13 protein-coding genes and 4 pseudogenes are annotated in these 16,651 nt (G+C 63.4%); 6 read left to right on the plus strand and 11 right to left on the minus strand.

The annotated features are described in order from the left end of the window. Window positions 1-31: 31 nt before the first annotated feature. From ACIDOCELLA78_RS81125 to ACIDOCELLA78_RS81150, 6 genes and pseudogenes are all read right to left on the minus strand, one after another. Window positions 32-1,708 (minus strand): IS1634 family transposase, encoded by a 1,677-nt coding sequence (locus ACIDOCELLA78_RS81125; RefSeq protein ID WP_201727475.1) that lies wholly within the window; start codon window positions 1,706-1,708, stop codon window positions 32-34. A 166-nt stretch (window positions 1,709-1,874) separates the two neighbouring features. Next, the gene (locus tag ACIDOCELLA78_RS81130) at window positions 1,875-2,909 is read right to left on the minus strand and encodes an IS630 family transposase (protein ID WP_201727480.1); all 1,035 of its coding nucleotides are present in this window, start codon (window positions 2,907-2,909) and stop codon (window positions 1,875-1,877) included. A 48-nt stretch (window positions 2,910-2,957) separates the two neighbouring features. Then, window positions 2,958-4,298, minus strand: a complete 1,341-nt coding sequence (gene istA, locus ACIDOCELLA78_RS81135) for an IS21 family transposase (protein WP_283770795.1) — start codon at window positions 4,296-4,298, stop codon at window positions 2,958-2,960. Window positions 4,299-4,507: 209 nt separating this feature from the next. Beyond that, on the minus strand, window positions 4,508-5,236 hold the full coding sequence (istB, locus tag ACIDOCELLA78_RS81140; protein WP_201727481.1) for an IS21-like element helper ATPase IstB: 729 nt from the start codon (window positions 5,234-5,236) through the stop codon (window positions 4,508-4,510). Continuing rightward, window positions 5,133-6,780: pseudogene (istA, locus tag ACIDOCELLA78_RS81145) on the minus strand (IS21 family transposase). Before istA (ACIDOCELLA78_RS81145) ends, istB (ACIDOCELLA78_RS81140) begins: the two are co-directional and overlap by 104 nt. A 71-nt stretch (window positions 6,781-6,851) precedes the next feature. Beyond that, window positions 6,852-6,995, minus strand: a pseudogene (locus ACIDOCELLA78_RS81150) (AAA family ATPase); the annotation flags it as partial. Between the two features lie 209 nt (window positions 6,996-7,204). On the opposite strand from ACIDOCELLA78_RS81150, the gene ACIDOCELLA78_RS81155 reads away from it, so the two are divergent. Continuing rightward, on the plus strand, window positions 7,205-8,938 hold the full coding sequence (locus ACIDOCELLA78_RS81155) for an IS1634 family transposase (protein ID WP_201727483.1): 1,734 nt from the start codon (window positions 7,205-7,207) through the stop codon (window positions 8,936-8,938). 174 nt (window positions 8,939-9,112) lie between these two features. Here the strand turns inward: ACIDOCELLA78_RS81155 and ACIDOCELLA78_RS81160 are convergent, their stop codons facing one another. From ACIDOCELLA78_RS81160 to ACIDOCELLA78_RS81180, 5 genes are all read right to left on the minus strand, one after another. Further along, entirely contained in the window at window positions 9,113-9,556 is a 444-nt protein-coding gene (locus tag ACIDOCELLA78_RS81160) for a DUF2442 domain-containing protein (protein ID WP_201727484.1), read from the minus strand. Continuing rightward, on the minus strand, window positions 9,553-9,978 hold the full coding sequence (locus ACIDOCELLA78_RS81165) for a hypothetical protein (protein ID WP_201727485.1): 426 nt from the start codon (window positions 9,976-9,978) through the stop codon (window positions 9,553-9,555). Before ACIDOCELLA78_RS81165 ends, ACIDOCELLA78_RS81160 begins: the two co-directional genes overlap by 4 nt. A gap of 77 nt (window positions 9,979-10,055) precedes the next feature. After that, window positions 10,056-10,634 carry a site-specific integrase gene (locus ACIDOCELLA78_RS81170; protein ID WP_201727486.1) on the minus strand — a complete coding sequence of 193 codons (579 nt, stop codon included), beginning with the start codon at window positions 10,632-10,634 and terminating at the stop codon, window positions 10,056-10,058. A 113-nt stretch (window positions 10,635-10,747) separates the two neighbouring features. Next, window positions 10,748-10,876: a hypothetical protein gene (locus ACIDOCELLA78_RS81175; protein WP_307850848.1), complete on the minus strand. Its 129-nt coding sequence runs from the start codon at window positions 10,874-10,876 to the stop codon at window positions 10,748-10,750. 6 nt (window positions 10,877-10,882) lie between these two features. Further along, window positions 10,883-11,011, minus strand: coding sequence for a hypothetical protein (locus tag ACIDOCELLA78_RS81180; RefSeq protein ID WP_307850837.1), 129 nt, complete (start codon window positions 11,009-11,011; stop codon window positions 10,883-10,885). A 1,112-nt stretch (window positions 11,012-12,123) separates the two neighbouring features. On the opposite strand from ACIDOCELLA78_RS81180, the gene ACIDOCELLA78_RS81185 reads away from it, so the two are divergent. The 5 genes and pseudogenes from ACIDOCELLA78_RS81185 (at window position 12,124) to istB (ACIDOCELLA78_RS81205) (ending at window position 16,609) form a co-directional block, all read left to right on the plus strand. Continuing rightward, the gene (locus tag ACIDOCELLA78_RS81185; RefSeq protein WP_214006261.1) at window positions 12,124-12,333 is read left to right on the plus strand and encodes a hypothetical protein; all 210 of its coding nucleotides are present in this window, start codon (window positions 12,124-12,126) and stop codon (window positions 12,331-12,333) included. A 7-nt stretch (window positions 12,334-12,340) separates the two neighbouring features. Next, window positions 12,341-12,709 carry an HD-GYP domain-containing protein gene (locus ACIDOCELLA78_RS81190; RefSeq protein WP_201727487.1) on the plus strand — a complete coding sequence of 123 codons (369 nt, stop codon included), beginning with the start codon at window positions 12,341-12,343 and terminating at the stop codon, window positions 12,707-12,709. Window positions 12,710-12,784: 75 nt separating this feature from the next. Further along, window positions 12,785-14,200 (plus strand): IS1634 family transposase, encoded by a 1,416-nt coding sequence (locus tag ACIDOCELLA78_RS81195; protein WP_249674893.1) that lies wholly within the window; start codon window positions 12,785-12,787, stop codon window positions 14,198-14,200. Window positions 14,201-14,297: 97 nt separating this feature from the next. Continuing rightward, window positions 14,298-15,826, plus strand: a pseudogene (gene istA / locus ACIDOCELLA78_RS81200) (IS21 family transposase). Continuing rightward, window positions 15,816-16,609 (plus strand): annotated as a pseudogene (istB, locus tag ACIDOCELLA78_RS81205) (IS21-like element helper ATPase IstB). Before istA (ACIDOCELLA78_RS81200) ends, istB (ACIDOCELLA78_RS81205) begins: the two co-directional pseudogenes overlap by 11 nt. The last annotated feature ends 42 nt before the right edge of the window (window positions 16,610-16,651 follow it).

The raw sequence follows: 16,651 nt of genomic DNA on the forward strand, positions 1-16,651 counted from the left end.
CCACACCCTGCGGCTTTCGGGAGGATTTGGATCAGGAAGCGGATGCGTCTCGCACGTTGGCTGGCAGGGCGACGCCGGCGGCCTTGAAGATCGGCCCGATCGAGTTGGTTGCTGGGGTGCGCAGGACGATCTGCTGCCCGCGCTTGCTGATGGTGACCTCCTGGAGGCGGTCGAGATCACGCAGGAGATCGGCCCATTCGACGCGCTTGCCGGCCCGGCGGAGTTTTTCGTCGAGCGCCTGGTGCAGGATCAGCGCGAGGAACGAGCAGAAGACGTGGCCGCGGATGGCGGCGTCGGAGGAATGGTAGATTGGCCGGGTGCGCATTGTCGCCTTCGCGACACGGAACAGCCGTTCGACATTCTGCAGGTCCCGGTAGCGGATCACCGCCTGCAGCGGTGAAATCCGGGCGTTGGAGCGCAGCACGAAGACGCCGTCGAAGCGGGCTTCCTCGGCGAGCTTGCCGGCGTCGATCTCGAACAGCTTGTGCTTGCGGCCGGGCTTTGCGTCACTGACCGGGCGCAGGAAGCGGCGATAGGCGGAGTTGCCGATCAGCGCCTTATCGCCGCGCGTCAGCTGACGATCGAGGGCGGCGACCACCTTGCGCCTGGTCTCGGCCTCTTCGATGGCCACCGCCTCGTTGCGGCAGACGATATAGCGCTTGCCCGCGACCTTGACCTCCTTGATGAAGAGCTGGGTCTCGTCGCCACCGGCGCGCTCGAGGCAGAGCGGGGTGTAGGGGCGCTCATCGGCCAGCACCACCTCGCGGACGATGCGGTCGGTGCGTTCCCTTGCGCCGAGCACGTATTCCAGCCCGCGCTCCTCCAGCGCGGCGATCGTCGCGGCACTGATCATGCCGCGATCGGCGACGACGCAGACCCGGCCGATGCCGAAGCGCGACCGCAGGCGGTCGATCACCGGCACCAGCACCGAGACATCGGCGGTGTTTCCTGGCCACATCTCGGTGCAGATTGGCCTTCCGTCCTGATCGATCACCACGCCGAGGATCATCTGCGCGAGCTGTGGGCGGTAATCCTTGGAGTGGCCCCGCGCGCCCAGCGTCTCGCCGCCGGCACCTTCGAAATACAGCGAGGTGGTGTCCATGAACACGACCGAGAGGTCGGTGAACAGATCATGCCGTCGGGCGAAGAGACGCTCTTCCACCAGATCCTTCACCGTCCGTGGCGCAAAGGGCGTGGCATCCCCCTGTTCCTCGTCCGGCAGCTCTTCGCCGAGCCAGGCCATGGCGCGGTAGAGGTGATGCAGGCCGAGCTCCTCGGTGCCGGGAATGTCGTAATCCTCGAGCCATTTGTCGCAGGCGCGATCCGAGCCCGAGACCATGATCCGGTGGAGCACGGTGGCGAACACCGCGCGCTCGACCGGGAACTCGAACTGCCGCCCGGCCAGCAGCTCCTCGAACACAGCAGCGATCCCGCTCTCCTGCCACAGTCGGCCGAACAACAGCGGCGCGCCGATCCGCTTGCAGCTCAGCCCGTCCGGATTGCCTGCCGCCAGCTGGGCCAGGACCGAGGCACGGTCGGCATAGCGCGCGATCGAGGCGGCGAGGCGGTCGAGACCTCCATCGGCCAGGACGACTTCCTTCCGGCCCAGGTTCTTGATGATGCGCTGCTTGCTGCGCCCGTCCTCACGGACGCTCTCGACCAGATAAAGGTAGCTGTAGCCGTTGATTCGCTTCTCGCGCACGAACATGCCGAATTGGCAGCCGAAAACCAATCATAAATCAAGTTAAAAGAAGCAATTTGCGCAATTATTTAGCACCACGTTTTTGCAAAATCCCGACGTGCCTACGAAAATCTCGAGTGAAATCAAAGATCTCAACTTACGATACCGTATCGTTCCGGGTTTGACTGTTTACTCAGCAGTCGGTAATATAGGCGACAGTTGGTGCTTTGAAGAATGATTGCACGAGACGTGGTTTGCGCTTGATGGCGGCGAGTTGGGCTTCGATTTTGTCCTGAAGCTTTTCGCCTTGGCGTAGCGGAGTCCGGGCGACGCCCGTCCGCTTCATGTGGCTCCAGACCAGTTCATCTGGGTTCAGGTCAGGGGCGTAGCCTGGCAGAAAATGCAACGTCAGCATTCCATTGGTCGACGCCACGTAGGCTTTCACCAGCGCTGTTTTGTGGGCAGGCAGCCCGTCGAGGACCAGGTGCACCGGCCTCGTGCGGTGCCGCATCATCCGGCGTAGCAGCGCTACGAACAACTCAGCATTCAGGCCGCCTTCATAAGTGCAATACCAGAACCCGCCGCGGGCTGTCACCGCCGAGGCGGCGCTGATCGATTGCCGTTGGCCCGGACGCTCGACGATCGGCGTCTGTCCCTTCACGCCCCAGGTCTTGCCATGCACGGCGTCGGCCCGAAAGCCGGACTCGTCCCAGAAAAAGACCTCGCCGCCACAGGACTTGGCCTGCCTGGCGATTTCAGGAAACCGCTCACGTCGCCATGCCTCGATCGCCTCCGGATCGCGCTGATAGGCACGCTGCAACGGCTTTTGCGGCGTCAGGCCCAGTTTCGACAGCAGTTCGCCCACAGCCGTCACACCGAGTTTGATACCAAACTTGCGCTCGATCAGTTCGGCCACAACGTGCCGGGTCCACAGCCCGAAATCCAGGCCGTATTGGCGCGGATCGCGGCCATTGATCCAACGCAACACCTGCTGCTCCTGGCGCGGCGTCAGACGCCGCGGCCGGCCGGTTGCCGGCCGTGACCGCAAGGCTTTCACCCCGACCCCAGGCTTCGATGCCGCGCTGAGCCATTTATAGATTGTTGTGCGGCTGAACCCGTATGAGGCAATCACCAAAGAGGCCGCTTCGCCCTCGCGCACCCGCTCTACAGCCATCAGCCGGATGGTTTCCAGGGTGCGATGATCAAATCTGCGACCGTCCCGTTTCATGCCAGAATTATATCATCCCCGCAAACATACGACTAGCAAAATGTCGTCTTAATTACCGACTGGTGAGTAATGAAAATAGCCGGAACCACGGAGATTGCCGTGGGTAATGACCGCCTGGGGCTCGCCCGCCGCGGCGGTTGAACGATCGAGCTTGTTGGCGACGATCGAGGCGAGACTTTTGTAGGTGAACGCACCGATCGCGACGGCGCGGTCGGCTACGGCCTCAGCGCGGGCGGGTTCGAGGTCCTTGAACAATCGGAGAATGCCGAGATAGGTCCGGAACCCCTGTTCGGGATGCGGCCGGCTGGCGAGGATGGCGGTGATCAGCCCTTCGGTATGCGGGCCGATGGAGGCGCCCCAGCGGCGGAACCGCTCCGGCGTCCATTCGGCGTAGCGCCGGTGGGCACTCGGCATGTGCTCGATATCGGTGCCATGCTTGCGGCCGCCGTAGCGACGCTGGTGAACCGCAATGCGCTTGCCGTGGTGGAATATCTCAATGCCGCGTTCGGTCGCGCGGGTATCGACCTGCTGGCGGATCAGTTCATGCGGCACCGAGTAGAAAAACCCGCAGACCTCGACGTGATAATCCAGCGCGACCCGTGCCAGACCCCATTCGGCGAATTCATAGTCGGATGCCGGCAACGCCGCGAGCGCGGGCCGCTCGATCGTCTCGAAGAGATGCCGGCGGCTGACGCCGATCCGGCGCATGACATAGTCGTTGATCCGATCGACCATGCCGGCGATCGCCTGGTTGGCCTCGGCCAGCGAGAAGAACGTCTGCCGGCGCAGACGCCCCAGGATATAGGTTTGAGCAAAGCGTACCCCGGATTCCACCTTCGCTTTATCGCGGGGCCGGAACGGACGCGCAGGGAGCACACCGACCCCGTAATGTGACGCCATGCGCCCGTAGCTGAGGTTGATCTCGGGATCGTAGAACGATGGCTTGTTGACGCCGGACTTCAGATTATCCGGCACTATCAGCCGCGGAACACCGCCAAATGCGCGGAACATGCGGACATGCGCGCCAATCCAGTCCGGCAGCGTCTGGGTCCAACTCGCCTCCGCATAGGTGAAGCTCGATGCGCCGAGCACGCCGACGAAGATCTCCGCCTGTCGAACTTCGCCACTCGCCCGATCGACAATGCCAATCCGCTTGCCGGAATAATCGACGAAGACCTTGTCGCCAGCACGATGATCCTGGCGCATGACCGGTGACAGGCGGGCCTCGAATTCCCTGAACAGTTCGCAGAACCGCGAATATCCGTAACCGTCCGGGTGCTGGTCACGGTACTCCTCCCAAAGCACCTGCAGATTCATCCCAGGCCGCTTCAGTTCGCAGACCAGTTCGTCCCAGGCCGGCTCGGCACGGCGCCGAACCCCTGCTGTCAAATCGCGTCCAACCGTGACCCCTTTTCGCGTCCAATTCCGACCCCTTTGGGCGTTAGACGAGGCGTTATCGACGTGGGCTTATCCACGTAGTGCATAGGGGGGACCCGCGATCTTCGTCGCGCGCCATAGAGCGCGAGCGGCGGAGATCGTGGGGGGTTCCTGTGCGCCCACGTGGATAAGCCGGGTGGGGGTCTGGGGAGGGTTTTTAGTCAGCTTCGGTTCTTGAAGCGCCAGCTTTCGTTGCCGGTTTCGATGATGTCGCAGTGATGGGTGAGGCGATCCAGCATGGCTGTGGTCATCTTGGCGTCGCCAAAGACCTGCGGCCAATCTGCAAAGGCGAGATTTGTGGTGATCAGCAGCGAGGTGTTTTCGTAGAGCTTGCTGATCAGGTGGAACAGGAGCTGGCCACCGGCCTGGCTGAACGGCAGGTAGCCGAGTTCGTCGATGACGATCAGATCGTGGCGAAGCAGCCGTTCAACCAGATTGCCGCTGCGACCGGCGGCCTTCTCCTGTTCCAGCTGGTTGACCAGATCGACGAGATTATAGAACCGGCCGCGCGCCCCGGCGCGGATGACGGCGGCCGCCACGGCGATGCACAGATGCGTCTTGCCGGTGCCGGTGCCGCCGATGAAGATGCCGTTCCGCTTGCCCTCCAGGAAGCTGCCGGTCGCCAGCTCGCGCACCAGTCCCTCGTCGATCGGCGTGCCCTTGAAGGTGAACGTGTCGAGATCCTTCAACACCGGGAACTTGGCGCTGCTGATCCGATAGGTGATCGACCGGGCTTGCCGGAAGGTGCGTTCCGCGCGGATCAGGCTGGCGATCAGACCGTAGAACTCATCGCGCCGCGCCACGCCCTTGCCGGCGATCTCGTCGAAGCTTGCGCGCATGCCGTGCAGCTTCAGCTCGGCCATCGCTTCGAGGATGTCCTGCCGTTCCATCAGGCAGCACTCCTGAGCCTGTCGTAGCGGCCGCAATCGGCAAGGGGCTCGACTTTCAGGCGCAGGGCGTCGGGCGTGATGATGCTCGGCGGCACCGGCGGCTGCAGCCGGCGCGCCAGGATGGCGAGGATGACGTCGCCGCTGGCGATCCCGACCTCGAGCGCCTCGGCACAGGCCGCCTCGACCGCGGCCAGACCGTGATCGAGCACGGCTGCCAGTATCTTGACGAACTGGCGGTCGCCGTCGGCGTGCTGCTTCAGCTTCGCCCGGGCGGCCGCAAGGCCAGGCGGCAGCTGCCAGTCCTTGAACGGCGCGCCATTGCGCAGCGCCCCCGGCTTGCGCACCAGGATCGGCAGGTAGTGCCAGGGATCGTAGATCACCTGGCCACGCCGGAAGTCCCGCGGATGCTCGGCGACGACCTCGCCGTCCAGCAGCACGACAAGGCGCGCCGCATGCGAGCGCACCTGAACCATCCGTCCAGCGGCACGGGCATCGACGCTGTAGCGGTTGTGGTCCGCCATGATCAGGCAGGTCGTGCTCGCACGCACCACCTTCTCGACGAAGCCATCGAACGGTCCGCGCATCGCCATCAGCTGCGGGCGTTCGTCCTCGAACACCGCCCAGATACTCCGGTCCTTGACCTCGGGATGCGGCGTCCGCCTGGCAAAGGCGACGCATTCGTCCTCGAGCCACGCGTTGAGCTCGGCAAGGCTGCCGACCCGCGGCCTGGGCCGGAACAACTGGTCACGCAGATTGCCGACCTGGTTCTCGACCTGACCCTTCTCCCACCCTGCCGCAGGCGTACAGGCCACCGGCTCGACCAGGTGATGCGAGCACATCTGCAGAAATCGCCGGTTGTAGCGACGCTCCTTGCCCAGGAAGATCGCCTCCACCGCCGTCTTCATGTTGTCGTAGATCCCACGCCGGCAAACGCCACCAAAATACGCGAAACCCTTGTCGTGCGCATCGAAGACCAGCTCCTGGGTCTCCCGATGATACGCCCGAACGAACGGCATCCGGCTGTGCGACAGCTTCATGTGCGCAACCTTCACCGTCACCGGCAGCCCCTGCAGCGTGATCGCCTCATGGCTCCAATCGAACTGGTAGGCTTCCCCCGGCGCAAAGCTCAGCGGCACATAAGCCCGCACCGGAACCCGGGCATGTTCACGCCGCCACGCCTTGGCAAATCGATGCACGCTGTCATGCGCGCCCTCATACCCGAGCCCCCGCAGTTCCTCGAACAGACGCTGCGTCGAGCGCCGCCCCCGCCGCGGCAAGCCCGCTTCCCGCTCCAGGATCGCCGTCAGCCGCTCAACCCACTCCCCAAGCTTCGGCGCAGGCTGCACGTCACGCGCATACCGAAACGCCGTCGCCGAACCCCGGACGACCTTGCGCACCGTCGCACGCGAAACCGCCAGACGCCGCACAATCTCCTTGATCGGCAGATGCTCATCAAAATAAGCCCGCCGAATCTCCCCAATCCGATCATCCCCCGAGAAATCTCCCAAACTCACCACGAGCGTTAGGGAGGGTCCTGACACCATTCGTCAGAGGGGTCGAAATTCGACGCGATTTCCGCCCCTCAGGGGGTCACTATTGCAAGCGAATTTACACACCAGGCTGACAAGGAGCCCTGCGGATCAGTATCAATCAGGACCGCAGGCCCGTCTCCAGCAATCTCGGCCGCCACAGCGAGATGCGCAGCAAGAGTGGTTTTCCCTGAACCGCCCTTCTGGCTTGCAAGAACGATAACGTGCATTTTGGCTTTATGTTTAGAACGATTGCGTGTTTTCGTTCATCCCATAAAGCGTGAAAACGTGCAATACCACTATAACGTTTAAACTGAAGTTTTTACTTGGGAATGACCTGAACGTGGCGGATAGCCTCGCGTAGCGCTGATTTCTTGCGAGCGTTTTGTGTCCATAAATGGGGCTTGCGGTGCGACTCGATCTGTGATTCGCTCGGGTTATGTTCATCGATGTGGTTCCGAATGGCCGATCGGCGCCGGCCGTGCTGTTGCGGGAGAGTTTCCGCGAGGGGCGGAAGGTTCACAAGCGTACCATCGCCAATCTGAGCCAGATGCCGCCCGCGTTGATCGATGGCCTACGAGCGCTGCTCGCGGGTGGCGCGGTGGTTGGTGGTGCCGATCAGGCGCTGGAGATCCGGCGTTCGCTGCCGCATGGTCATGTGGCGGCGGCACTCGGGATGATGCGCAAGCTCGGGATACCCCGCCTGCTGGGCCGGAGGGCGTCGCGCGAGCGCAGTCTCGCCCTGGCGCTGATCGCCGGCCGGGTGATCGCGCCGGGATCGAAGCTCTCGACCCTGCGCGGCCTGAACCCGGAGACCGCAACATCGAGCCTCGGGCAGATGCTTGATCTCGGTGTCATTGAAGAGCGCGAGATCTATGCGGCGCTGGACTGGCTGGGCACGCAGCAGGGGCGGATCGAACGGGAGTTTGCAAGGCGCCATCTGCGCGACGGCACGCTGGTGCTCTACGACGTCAGTTCATCCTACCTCGAAGGCCGGCATTGCGAACTGGCACACCACGGATACAGCCGGGATCACCGGCCCGATCGGCCGCAGATCGTCTATGGTCTGCTGTGCGATCGCGAGGGGCGGCCGATCGCAGTGGAAGTGTTCGAAGGCAACACCGCCGATCCGGCGACGATCGCCGCCCAGGTGGAGAAACTCAAGCGCCGGTTCCATCTCGAGCGCGTCGTCCTGGTGGGTGATCGCGGAATGATCACCACGGCGCGGATCCGCGAGACGATCAAGCCGGCGGGGCTGGACTGGATCAGCTGCCTGCGCGCGGGGCAGATCCAGGATCTTGCCGAGGGACCGCTGCAGATGTCGCTGTTCGACGAGCGCGATATCGCCGCGATCACGTCGCCCGATTATCCGGGCGAGCGGCTGATCGCCTGTCGCAACGCCGCCCTGGCGACCGAACGACGGCGCAAGCGCGAGGCGCTGCTCGTGGCCACCGAGACGGAACTGGCGCGGATCCGGGATGCGACACGGCGCAAACGCGCTCCTCTTCATGGCGAGGCCGCGATCGGGCTGGCGGTGGGGGCGGTGATCAACCAGCGCAAGATGGCCAAGCATTTCGATCTCACCATCACCGCCAGCCGCTTCGATTTCCAGCGCAACGCCGCCAGCATCGCGCGCGAGGCGGCCCTCGACGGCATCTATGTCATCCGCACCAGTGTGAGCGCGGACGTCATGAGCGAGACCGAAGCCGTGTCAGCCTACAAGGATCTCTCACGGGTGGAACGGGCGTTCCGGTCCCTCAAATCGGTCGATCTCGCGATCCGCCCGGTGCATCACTGGCTCTCGCCGCGGGTGCGTGCCCACGTCTTCCTCTGCATGATGGCCTATTACGTCGAATGGCATCTGCGCGACGCCCTCAAGCCCCTGCTGTTCCAGGATCACGACCGGCCAGGCGCGGAAACTGAACGCTCATCGCCGGTTGCCCCCGCATCGATATCCCCGGCCGCCGATCGCAAGCGCGGGCGACGCCGCAACGACCAGAACCTGCCGATTTCGAGCTTCACCGACCTGATGGCGCATCTCGCCACACAGACCCTCAACACCGCCTCCCTACCCAAGGCGCCGAACGCCACCTTCACCGCTCTGGCAAACCCCACGTCGCTGCAAACCACCGCCTTCGCCCTGATCGGGATCGACCCCATGCGTGTCCAGTAAGCGGCAAAATCAGATCTCGAAGTTCACCGATAAATACAGGGAATTTGCTTTCGAATCAGTGAAAACTTCAGTTTAAACGATTTTTTCTTTTCGTGCTTTCGTGCTTTCGTGTTTTCGTGCTTTCGTGCTTTCGTGCTTTCGTGCTTTTAGGTATGCCTAAAATGCCGGCCCAACTCAAGCAGCCTCATCGCGACCTGCCTTACGTGGTCGTCCGCCCTTACGTCCGTTCACCTGGGCGCTACTCCGCTTCGCTGACGAAGTTGCCTTGCCGCCGCGGCTCGCAAAAAGCGCAGCGACGCTCGGCGCCGGCAGCATCGCCGGGAGAACGGCCGTCAGGAGACCGTTCACGCCGACATGGATATCGCGATCCTCCAACGCGATCGCCGATCCGTCCGGCCAGAGTTCCAGCCCGGCGAGATCCTCTTTGCTCACGTCCTGAAGCGCCCCGATCCACTGAAGAGGGATCAGAAAACCGGCATTCCGGGTGGTGATGATCTCGAGCGCATCGCGCTCCGGTACGTAGCGAACCGATTGGGCTCGAATCTCCGTCTCCGCCTCGGTCCGACCGGCCGCCAGAGCATTCGCATAGTCCGCATCCGTGATCCGCTGCTTGGTCATGATCGCAATCTCACTTCTCTCGTCGTGCCGTCCCGAAGGATCAGCCGCAGCACTTCATTCCCGGGGTCATAGTCCGCCTCCGCAATCTGACGCGCCCCCGATTCTCGGCCCGGCAGCAGCTCGACGGCTCCGGCATCAAGAACACGCGCCCATTGGTTCGTCAGGCACGTGGTCCGCCGGATCTCCCACCAGGCCTTTCGGCAATCCGGCAAGCGCGCCTCGACCTCGCCGAGGAGACGATTAAGCGTGCGCTGCAGGGGAATGTTCTTCAGCGGCGCGATGCTGAGCAGCGTCACATCGTCACCGAGATACAAAAACCCGATCCGCGCGATCCAATCGTCGCCTCGATGCCGGGCATGAACATGTGGCGGACAGTGATCGTCGGCAAAGACGTAGACCACGGCACCGGTCGCCTCGGACACGAACACCCGACTCATGGCTTGATAATAACCTATCGGCTTGGGTTTTCAAGGGTACGCCGATCAGGCCGAAACCGGATTCATCCCCACATTCTGCGGGCGATGTCCTGCTCTTCGGCGCCGACCGCGTCGGCGTAGATCGCGGTGGTGGAGAGCTGGGCGTGGCCAAGCCATTTCTGCACCAGGTTGAGGGGGATGCCGGCGGAGACGGCGGCCACTCCGAAGCCGTGCCGCAGTCCCTTGGGCGAAGCGTGCGGCCCGGACAGGCCGGCGTCTTCCATGACGTGATGGACGGCACGCCAGCCGGTCATCCGCGACCAGGGCCAGAGCCTTGTGCCGCGTCCCTTATCCCGGCGGGACTGCAGTTCGCGGATCCCGTGAACCAGATCGAGCGCCTCGAGCAGGGCAGGGGGGACGGGCACGGCACGGTAGATCCCCGCGCGGCGCTTTTTCAGCGTTTCGAAGACGATCACCCCGCCGGCGAGGTCGGCCCGGTCGGCGGTCAGCGCCAGCGCCTCGGACAGGCGGCAGCCGGCGAAGGCCAGGGTCATGCAGAGGGTCCGCACCTGACGATCGACGCGTTCGGCCGCGGCGAGGAAGGCTTTCCGTTCGCTCTCGGTGAGATATTTCCGGGCGCCGGTCTCGTCATAGAGGCTCATCCCCTGGGGCCGGGCAGGGTACGGCGCCGGCGGCACGGGAGATGCCGCAGTCGTTGTGGAGCGCCGACGCGCAGCTTTGACCCGCGTTCTCGCCCGGGACGCAGCTGGCCGGCTCACCATGGCAGGGCGGGCTGGTCGCGATAGCCGCGCCGGCGCTTCGCGCGGGCGAGATCGGCGAGGGCATCGAGGGCGCTGCCAAGATCGGGATAGGGGTCAACCCGCAGCCGCGAGCTGGTGCCGATCCGCCCTCAGATCCGGGCGAGCTGGGGCCGGCCGAACAGATCGGGCCAGACCTCGAGCCGGTAGAAGCGCCGTTCGTTCCACTCGGGGCGGATCCGGGTCAACGCGACGCGCTCCGGGAACAGTGACAGCTGCACCGGCGCGGCGCCGCGATTGCGCGGTCGACGCGGGCGCCGACGGCTCCGGGACGGGGTCGCATTCGATCCGATGTCGGGATGAGTCGACGGTTTGGGCGTCATTACCCGAGAATCGTATCAGATCGGGCGCCCGACCGCCAGGCGAAAGTCCGCGGCCACCGCCCAAACCCGCTGCGGGGCAGGGCAGGGTGGTCGCGCGATCTTCCGTGATGATCAGGGCAGGTTTGCCGATCCGGCTACGGCCGGGGCTGGCGTACCGCAATGCTTCAGGCGCATGAATCCGGGCATCCGTCAGGCGAGGGCAGGGGGCCCGCCTGTTACACTATTACCAAACCTGGATCATTGAACGACACAGCTTCCGACCCCTGGCTGCCTTTCGAGGCGGTCAACTTGCAGCGGCTTCACGCGCCGCACAGGCTTCAACCATGTGTCTCGAAAACCGGGCGCGGTACAGGCCACCGCAGCCGAGCGCCGCTGCGCCAGACTCCTGCACGGGTCGCTCCGCGGCGCTCGGCCGCTCCGTCGTTGTCGTTTTCTGATCAGCCATCGTACACCTCCAGCGCGCACAGCGTCCGCTTATGAGGTGTCTCATTCAACCGTGCCGCGGGGGAGTCTGGCTACGAGCGCGCGCCAAGCGGTCGGGATCGGTAGGGGCCGAACGACAAAGTCTGCGCTGTTGGCTTGAAGCCGCAGGAATTATGAAGTAATCTGCAAAATTACAGTATCACCGAATTTTGAATCGGGAAATGATGCACCTGCATTCTACTTGACAGGGGTTTCGGCGGTCGCGGGGGCGGTGCGGTTCGGCCAAGCAAACGCCGATGGGGCGACCAACGGAGTCTACTTAGCCATCGGATGGTTCAAGTGACTATCATCGTAATGACCGAAAGGCCCTGCAATGACTATTGACAAGAAATCCACCGCACTGTCGCGACGGAACGATGCACCGCGAACGCTATTGCAACCGGAGCAATACCCGGTGCCGCAAGGCTGCTGTCCAGCCGACCCGCAAAAGAGTTGGCTACAAGTTCTAAAAGATGACTTTGGAGAAGCCGGTGTGGACTGGTCATTGACCAATATTAGCGACGGCGCCACCGTACGCTTTCGCTCCGATGCACAAGGCGTTCATTGGAGGTTTCTTACCAGTGGTTTGGCCAAGACATAACCTTGACTTTGGCCATTTTTGGTTCACGCGATCAGGTTCAGGCCGTGTTGTCGAAGACACCGTGCTCGAGGGCAGTACGGTAGATGGCGGCTGGCAGTTTGGGGTCGTCGGCGAGATCCTTGCGGGGCTGGTAGCGGCTCGCTGGAACCTGGTTTGATCCGACTGTGGCAGCGGTCTTTGCCGATATCTCCCAAGAGGGATGGTTATGGCAGGGCCTAGCAGCCGAGGGGCTCGACGCACGCGTCCAGGTGCTTGAACCATCCGATCTGGTGTTGACAATCGACGAGGACGGGCTGGATCGTACGACCGCTGCCTTTGCCGACGTCATCGATGCAAAGAGCAGTTTCACGAGTGGCCATAGCCGACGTGTTGCCTTTTATGCAGATGCCATCGGAGCCCGGATCGGCTGGACAGGATCGCAGCGTAGGCGGTCGCGACGCGGCGCGCTGCTCCATGACATCGGCAAACTTGGCGTCTCTAACCTGAAGTTTTTACTTGGGAATGACCTGAACGTGGCGGATAGCCTCGCGTAGCGCTGATTTCTTGCGAGCGTTTTGTGTCCATAAATGGGGCTTGCGGTGCGACTCGATCTGTGATTCGCTCGGGTTATGTTCATCGATGTGGTTCCGAATGGCCGATCGGCGCCGGCCGTGCTGTTGCGGGAGAGTTTCCGCGAGGGGCGGAAGGTTCACAAGCGTACCATCGCCAATCTGAGCCAGATGCCGCCCGCGTTGATCGATGGCCTACGAGCGCTGCTCGCGGGTGGCGCGGTGGTTGGTGGTGCCGATCAGGCGCTGGAGATCCGGCGTTCGCTGCCGCATGGTCATGTGGCGGCGGCACTCGGGATGATGCGCAAGCTCGGGATACCCCGCCTGCTGGGCCGGAGGGCGTCGCGCGAGCGCAGTCTCGCCCTGGCGCTGATCGCCGGCCGGGTGATCGCGCCGGGATCGAAGCTCTCGACCCTGCGCGGCCTGAACCCGGAGACCGCAACATCGAGCCTCGGGCAGATGCTTGATCTCGGTGTCATTGAAGAGCGCGAGATCTATGCGGCGCTGGACTGGCTGGGCACGCAGCAGGGGCGGATCGAACGGGAGTTTGCAAGGCGCCATCTGCGCGACGGCACGCTGGTGCTCTACGACGTCAGTTCATCCTACCTCGAAGGCCGGCATTGCGAACTGGCACACCACGGATACAGCCGGGATCACCGGCCCGATCGGCCGCAGATCGTCTATGGTCTGCTGTGCGATCGCGAGGGGCGGCCGATCGCAGTGGAAGTGTTCGAAGGCAACACCGCCGATCCGGCGACGATCGCCGCCCAGGTGGAGAAACTCAAGCGCCGGTTCCATCTCGAGCGCGTCGTCCTGGTGGGTGATCGCGGAATGATCACCACGGCGCGGATCCGCGAGACGATCAAGCCGGCGGGGCTGGACTGGATCAGCTGCCTGCGCGCGGGGCAGATCCAGGATCTTGCCGAGGGACCGCTGCAGATGTCGCTGTTCGACGAGCGCGATATCGCCGCGATCACGTCGCCCGATTATCCGGGCGAGCGGCTGATCGCCTGTCGCAACGCCGCCCTGGCGACCGAACGACGGCGCAAGCGCGAGGCGCTGCTCGTGGCCACCGAGACGGAACTGGCGCGGATCCGGGATGCGACACGGCGCAAACGCGCTCCTCTTCATGGCGAGGCCGCGATCGGGCTGGCGGTGGGGGCGGTGATCAACCAGCGCAAGATGGCCAAGCATTTCGATCTCACCATCACCGCCAGCCGCTTCGATTTCCAGCGCAACGCCGCCAGCATCGCGCGCGAGGCGGCCCTCGACGGCATCTATGTCATCCGCACCAGTGTGAGCGCGGACGTCATGAGCGAGACCGAAGCCGTGTCAGCCTACAAGGATCTCTCACGGGTGGAACGGGCGTTCCGGTCCCTCAAATCGGTCGATCTCGCGATCCGCCCGGTGCATCACTGGCTCTCGCCGCGGGTGCGTGCCCACGTCTTCCTCTGCATGATTGTTGATTTCCGCTGAGATCTGACCCGGGAAGGCCGGATTTTTCCACTGAGATTTGACCCATGTTTGACTGTTTCCCCGTCTGGAAGAGGCGGGGGCGAACGGAGTGTTGGACATGGCGTTTTTGAGCATTATCCGCCGGTGGCATAAGCGTGAGCATGTGCCGATCCGAGAGATTTCCCGGCGCACAGGCGTGTCGCGGAACACGATCCGCAAATATCTTCGGTCTGATGTGATTGAGCCGAAGTTTCAGGTTCCGGACCGGCCGAGCAAGCTTGATCCTTATGCCGAGAAGCTTTTGGCGTGGCTGCGCCGTGAAGCTGGCCGGCCGCGCAAGCAGCGGCGGACGGTCAAGCAGCTATACGGTGATCTCGTCAGCCTGGGCTATGACGGTTCCTACAATCGTGTGGCGGCCTTTGCCCGGGCTTGGAAGGGGGAGTGCCAACGGCTGCAGCAGACCGCCGGCCGGGGAACCTTCGTGCCCTTGGCCTTTGCGCCTGGCGAGGCGTTCCAGTTTGACTGGAGCGAAGATTTTGCGATCATCGGTGGCGTCCGCGTCAAGTTGCAGGTGGCGCACACCAAACTGTCGCATAGCCGGGCGTTCATTGTTCGGGCCTATCTGCTGCAGACACATGAGATGTTGTTCGACGCGCATAACCACGCCTTCCAAGCTCTCGGCGGCGTACCGCGGCGCGGGATTTACGACAACATGCGCACCGCCGTTGACAAGGTCGGCCGTGGCAAGGAGCGCAGCGTCAACGCCCGCTTCCTGGCGATGACCAGCCATTATCTCTTCGAGGCCGAGTTCTGTAATCGGGCCGCCGGTTGGGAGAAGGGGCAGGTTGAGAAGAACGTCCAGGATGCACGCCACCGCCTGTGGCAGTCCATGCCTCCGTTCGAAAGCTTGGACGCCCTGAACGACTGGCTGGAGCGGCGCTGCGGGAGCTGTGGGAGCAGACCGCGCATGGCAACGAGCCGGGAACCATTGCCGATGTCTGGGCCAGCGAGGTTGAGAGCCTCATGCCTGTGGGCCGTCCGTTCGATGGGTTCGTGGAACACACCAAGCGGGTCTCCTCGACCTGCCTGATCCACTTGGAGCGTAACCGCTACAGCGTGCCGGCCTCTTTTGCCAACCGGCCGGTCAGCCTGCGGGTCTATCCCGACAGGCTGGTGGTGGCGGCGGAGGGGCAAATCATCTGCGAGCATCCGCGCATCATCGACCGGACGCACAACGGCCCAGGGCGCACTGTGTATGACTGGCGGCATTATCTGGCGGTGATCCAGCGCAAGCCGGGCGCCTTGCGCAACGGTGCGCCGTTCCTGGAATTGCCCGATGCCTTCAAGCGGCTGCAGCAACATCTCCTGCGCCGTCCTGGCGGTGACCGGGAGATGGTGGAGATCCTGGCCCTGGTGCTGCACCATGACGAGCAGGCGGTGTTGGTGGCGGTGGAACTGGCGCTGGAGGACGGCGTGCCGTCCAAGACGCATATCATCAACCGGCTCCACCGGCTGATCGACGGCAAACAGGCTCCGCTTCCGGTCATCACCGCGCCACAGGCACTGACATTGGCCAATGAACCCAAGGCTGACGTCGAGCGCTACGATAGCTTGCGCCAATCTGAGGAGGCCCGCCATGCGTCATGATCCCGCCACCGGCGCGCTCGTCATCATGCTGCGCAGCCTCAAAATGCACGGCATGGCACAGGCCGTCGATGAACTGGCCCAGCAGGGTGCCCCGGCCTTCGAAGCCGCCATCCCGGTACTCTCCCAGTTGCTCAAGGCCGAGACCGCTGAGCGCGAGGTCCGCTCCATGGCCTATCAGTTCAAGGCCGCCCGCTTCCCGGCCTATCGCGACCTGGCCGGCTTCGACTTCGCCAGCAGCGAGGTCAATGAGGCCCTGGTCCGCCAGTTGCATCGTTGCGACTTCATCGAACCCGCCGACAATGTCGTGCTCGTCGGCGGCCCGGGCACGGGCAAAACCCACATCGCCACCGCGCTCGGCGTGCAGGCCGTCGAGCATCACAAAAAGCGCGTCCGCTTCTTCTCCACCGTCGAGCTGGTCAATGCTCTGGAGCAGGAAAAAGCTCAGGGAAAGGCTGGGCAAATCGCCGGCCGTCTGATCCATGCCGACCTCGTCATCCTCGATGAGCTTGGCTATCTGCCTTCAGCGCCTCAGGCGGAGCTTTGCTGTTCCATCTGCTCAGCAAGCTCTACGAGCGCACCAGCGTCGTCATCACCACCAACCTGAGCTTCAGCGAATGGTCCGCCGTCTTCGGCGACGCCAAGATGACCACCGCGCTCCTCGATCGCCTCACCCACCACTGCCATATCCTCGAGACCGGAAATGACAGCTTCAGGTTCAAAAATAGCTCCGTGCAGAAATCCCAAAAACGAAAGGAGAAAAATCCAGCCTTGACCCCATCATGAAACTCAAATCATAAACTATGGGCGGGTCAAATCTCGATGGAA

The sequence above is a fragment of the Acidocella sp. C78 genome (assembly GCF_907164655.1).

Excerpts from the sequence above, each read along its gene's own strand:
- ACIDOCELLA78_RS81155 (WP_201727483.1), top strand. The coding sequence starts at position 7,205 with ATGTTCATCGATGTGGTTCCGAATGGCCGATCGGCGCCGGCCGTGCTG.
- ACIDOCELLA78_RS81170 (WP_201727486.1), bottom strand. The coding sequence starts at position 10,634 with ATGAGCCTCTATGACGAGACCGGCGCCCGGAAATATCTCACCGAGAGC.
- ACIDOCELLA78_RS81195 (WP_249674893.1), top strand. The coding sequence starts at position 12,785 with ATGTTCATCGATGTGGTTCCGAATGGCCGATCGGCGCCGGCCGTGCTG.
- istB (WP_201727481.1), bottom strand. The coding sequence starts at position 5,236 with ATGGAACGGCAGGACATCCTCGAAGCGATGGCCGAGCTGAAGCTGCAC.
- ACIDOCELLA78_RS81160 (WP_201727484.1), bottom strand. The coding sequence starts at position 9,556 with ATGACCAAGCAGCGGATCACGGATGCGGACTATGCGAATGCTCTGGCG.
- ACIDOCELLA78_RS81125 (WP_201727475.1), bottom strand. The coding sequence starts at position 1,708 with ATGTTCGTGCGCGAGAAGCGAATCAACGGCTACAGCTACCTTTATCTG.
- ACIDOCELLA78_RS81185 (WP_214006261.1), top strand. The coding sequence starts at position 12,124 with ATGCACAAGGCGTTCATTGGAGGTTTCTTACCAGTGGTTTGGCCAAGA.
- ACIDOCELLA78_RS81130 (WP_201727480.1), bottom strand. The coding sequence starts at position 2,909 with ATGAAACGGGACGGTCGCAGATTTGATCATCGCACCCTGGAAACCATC.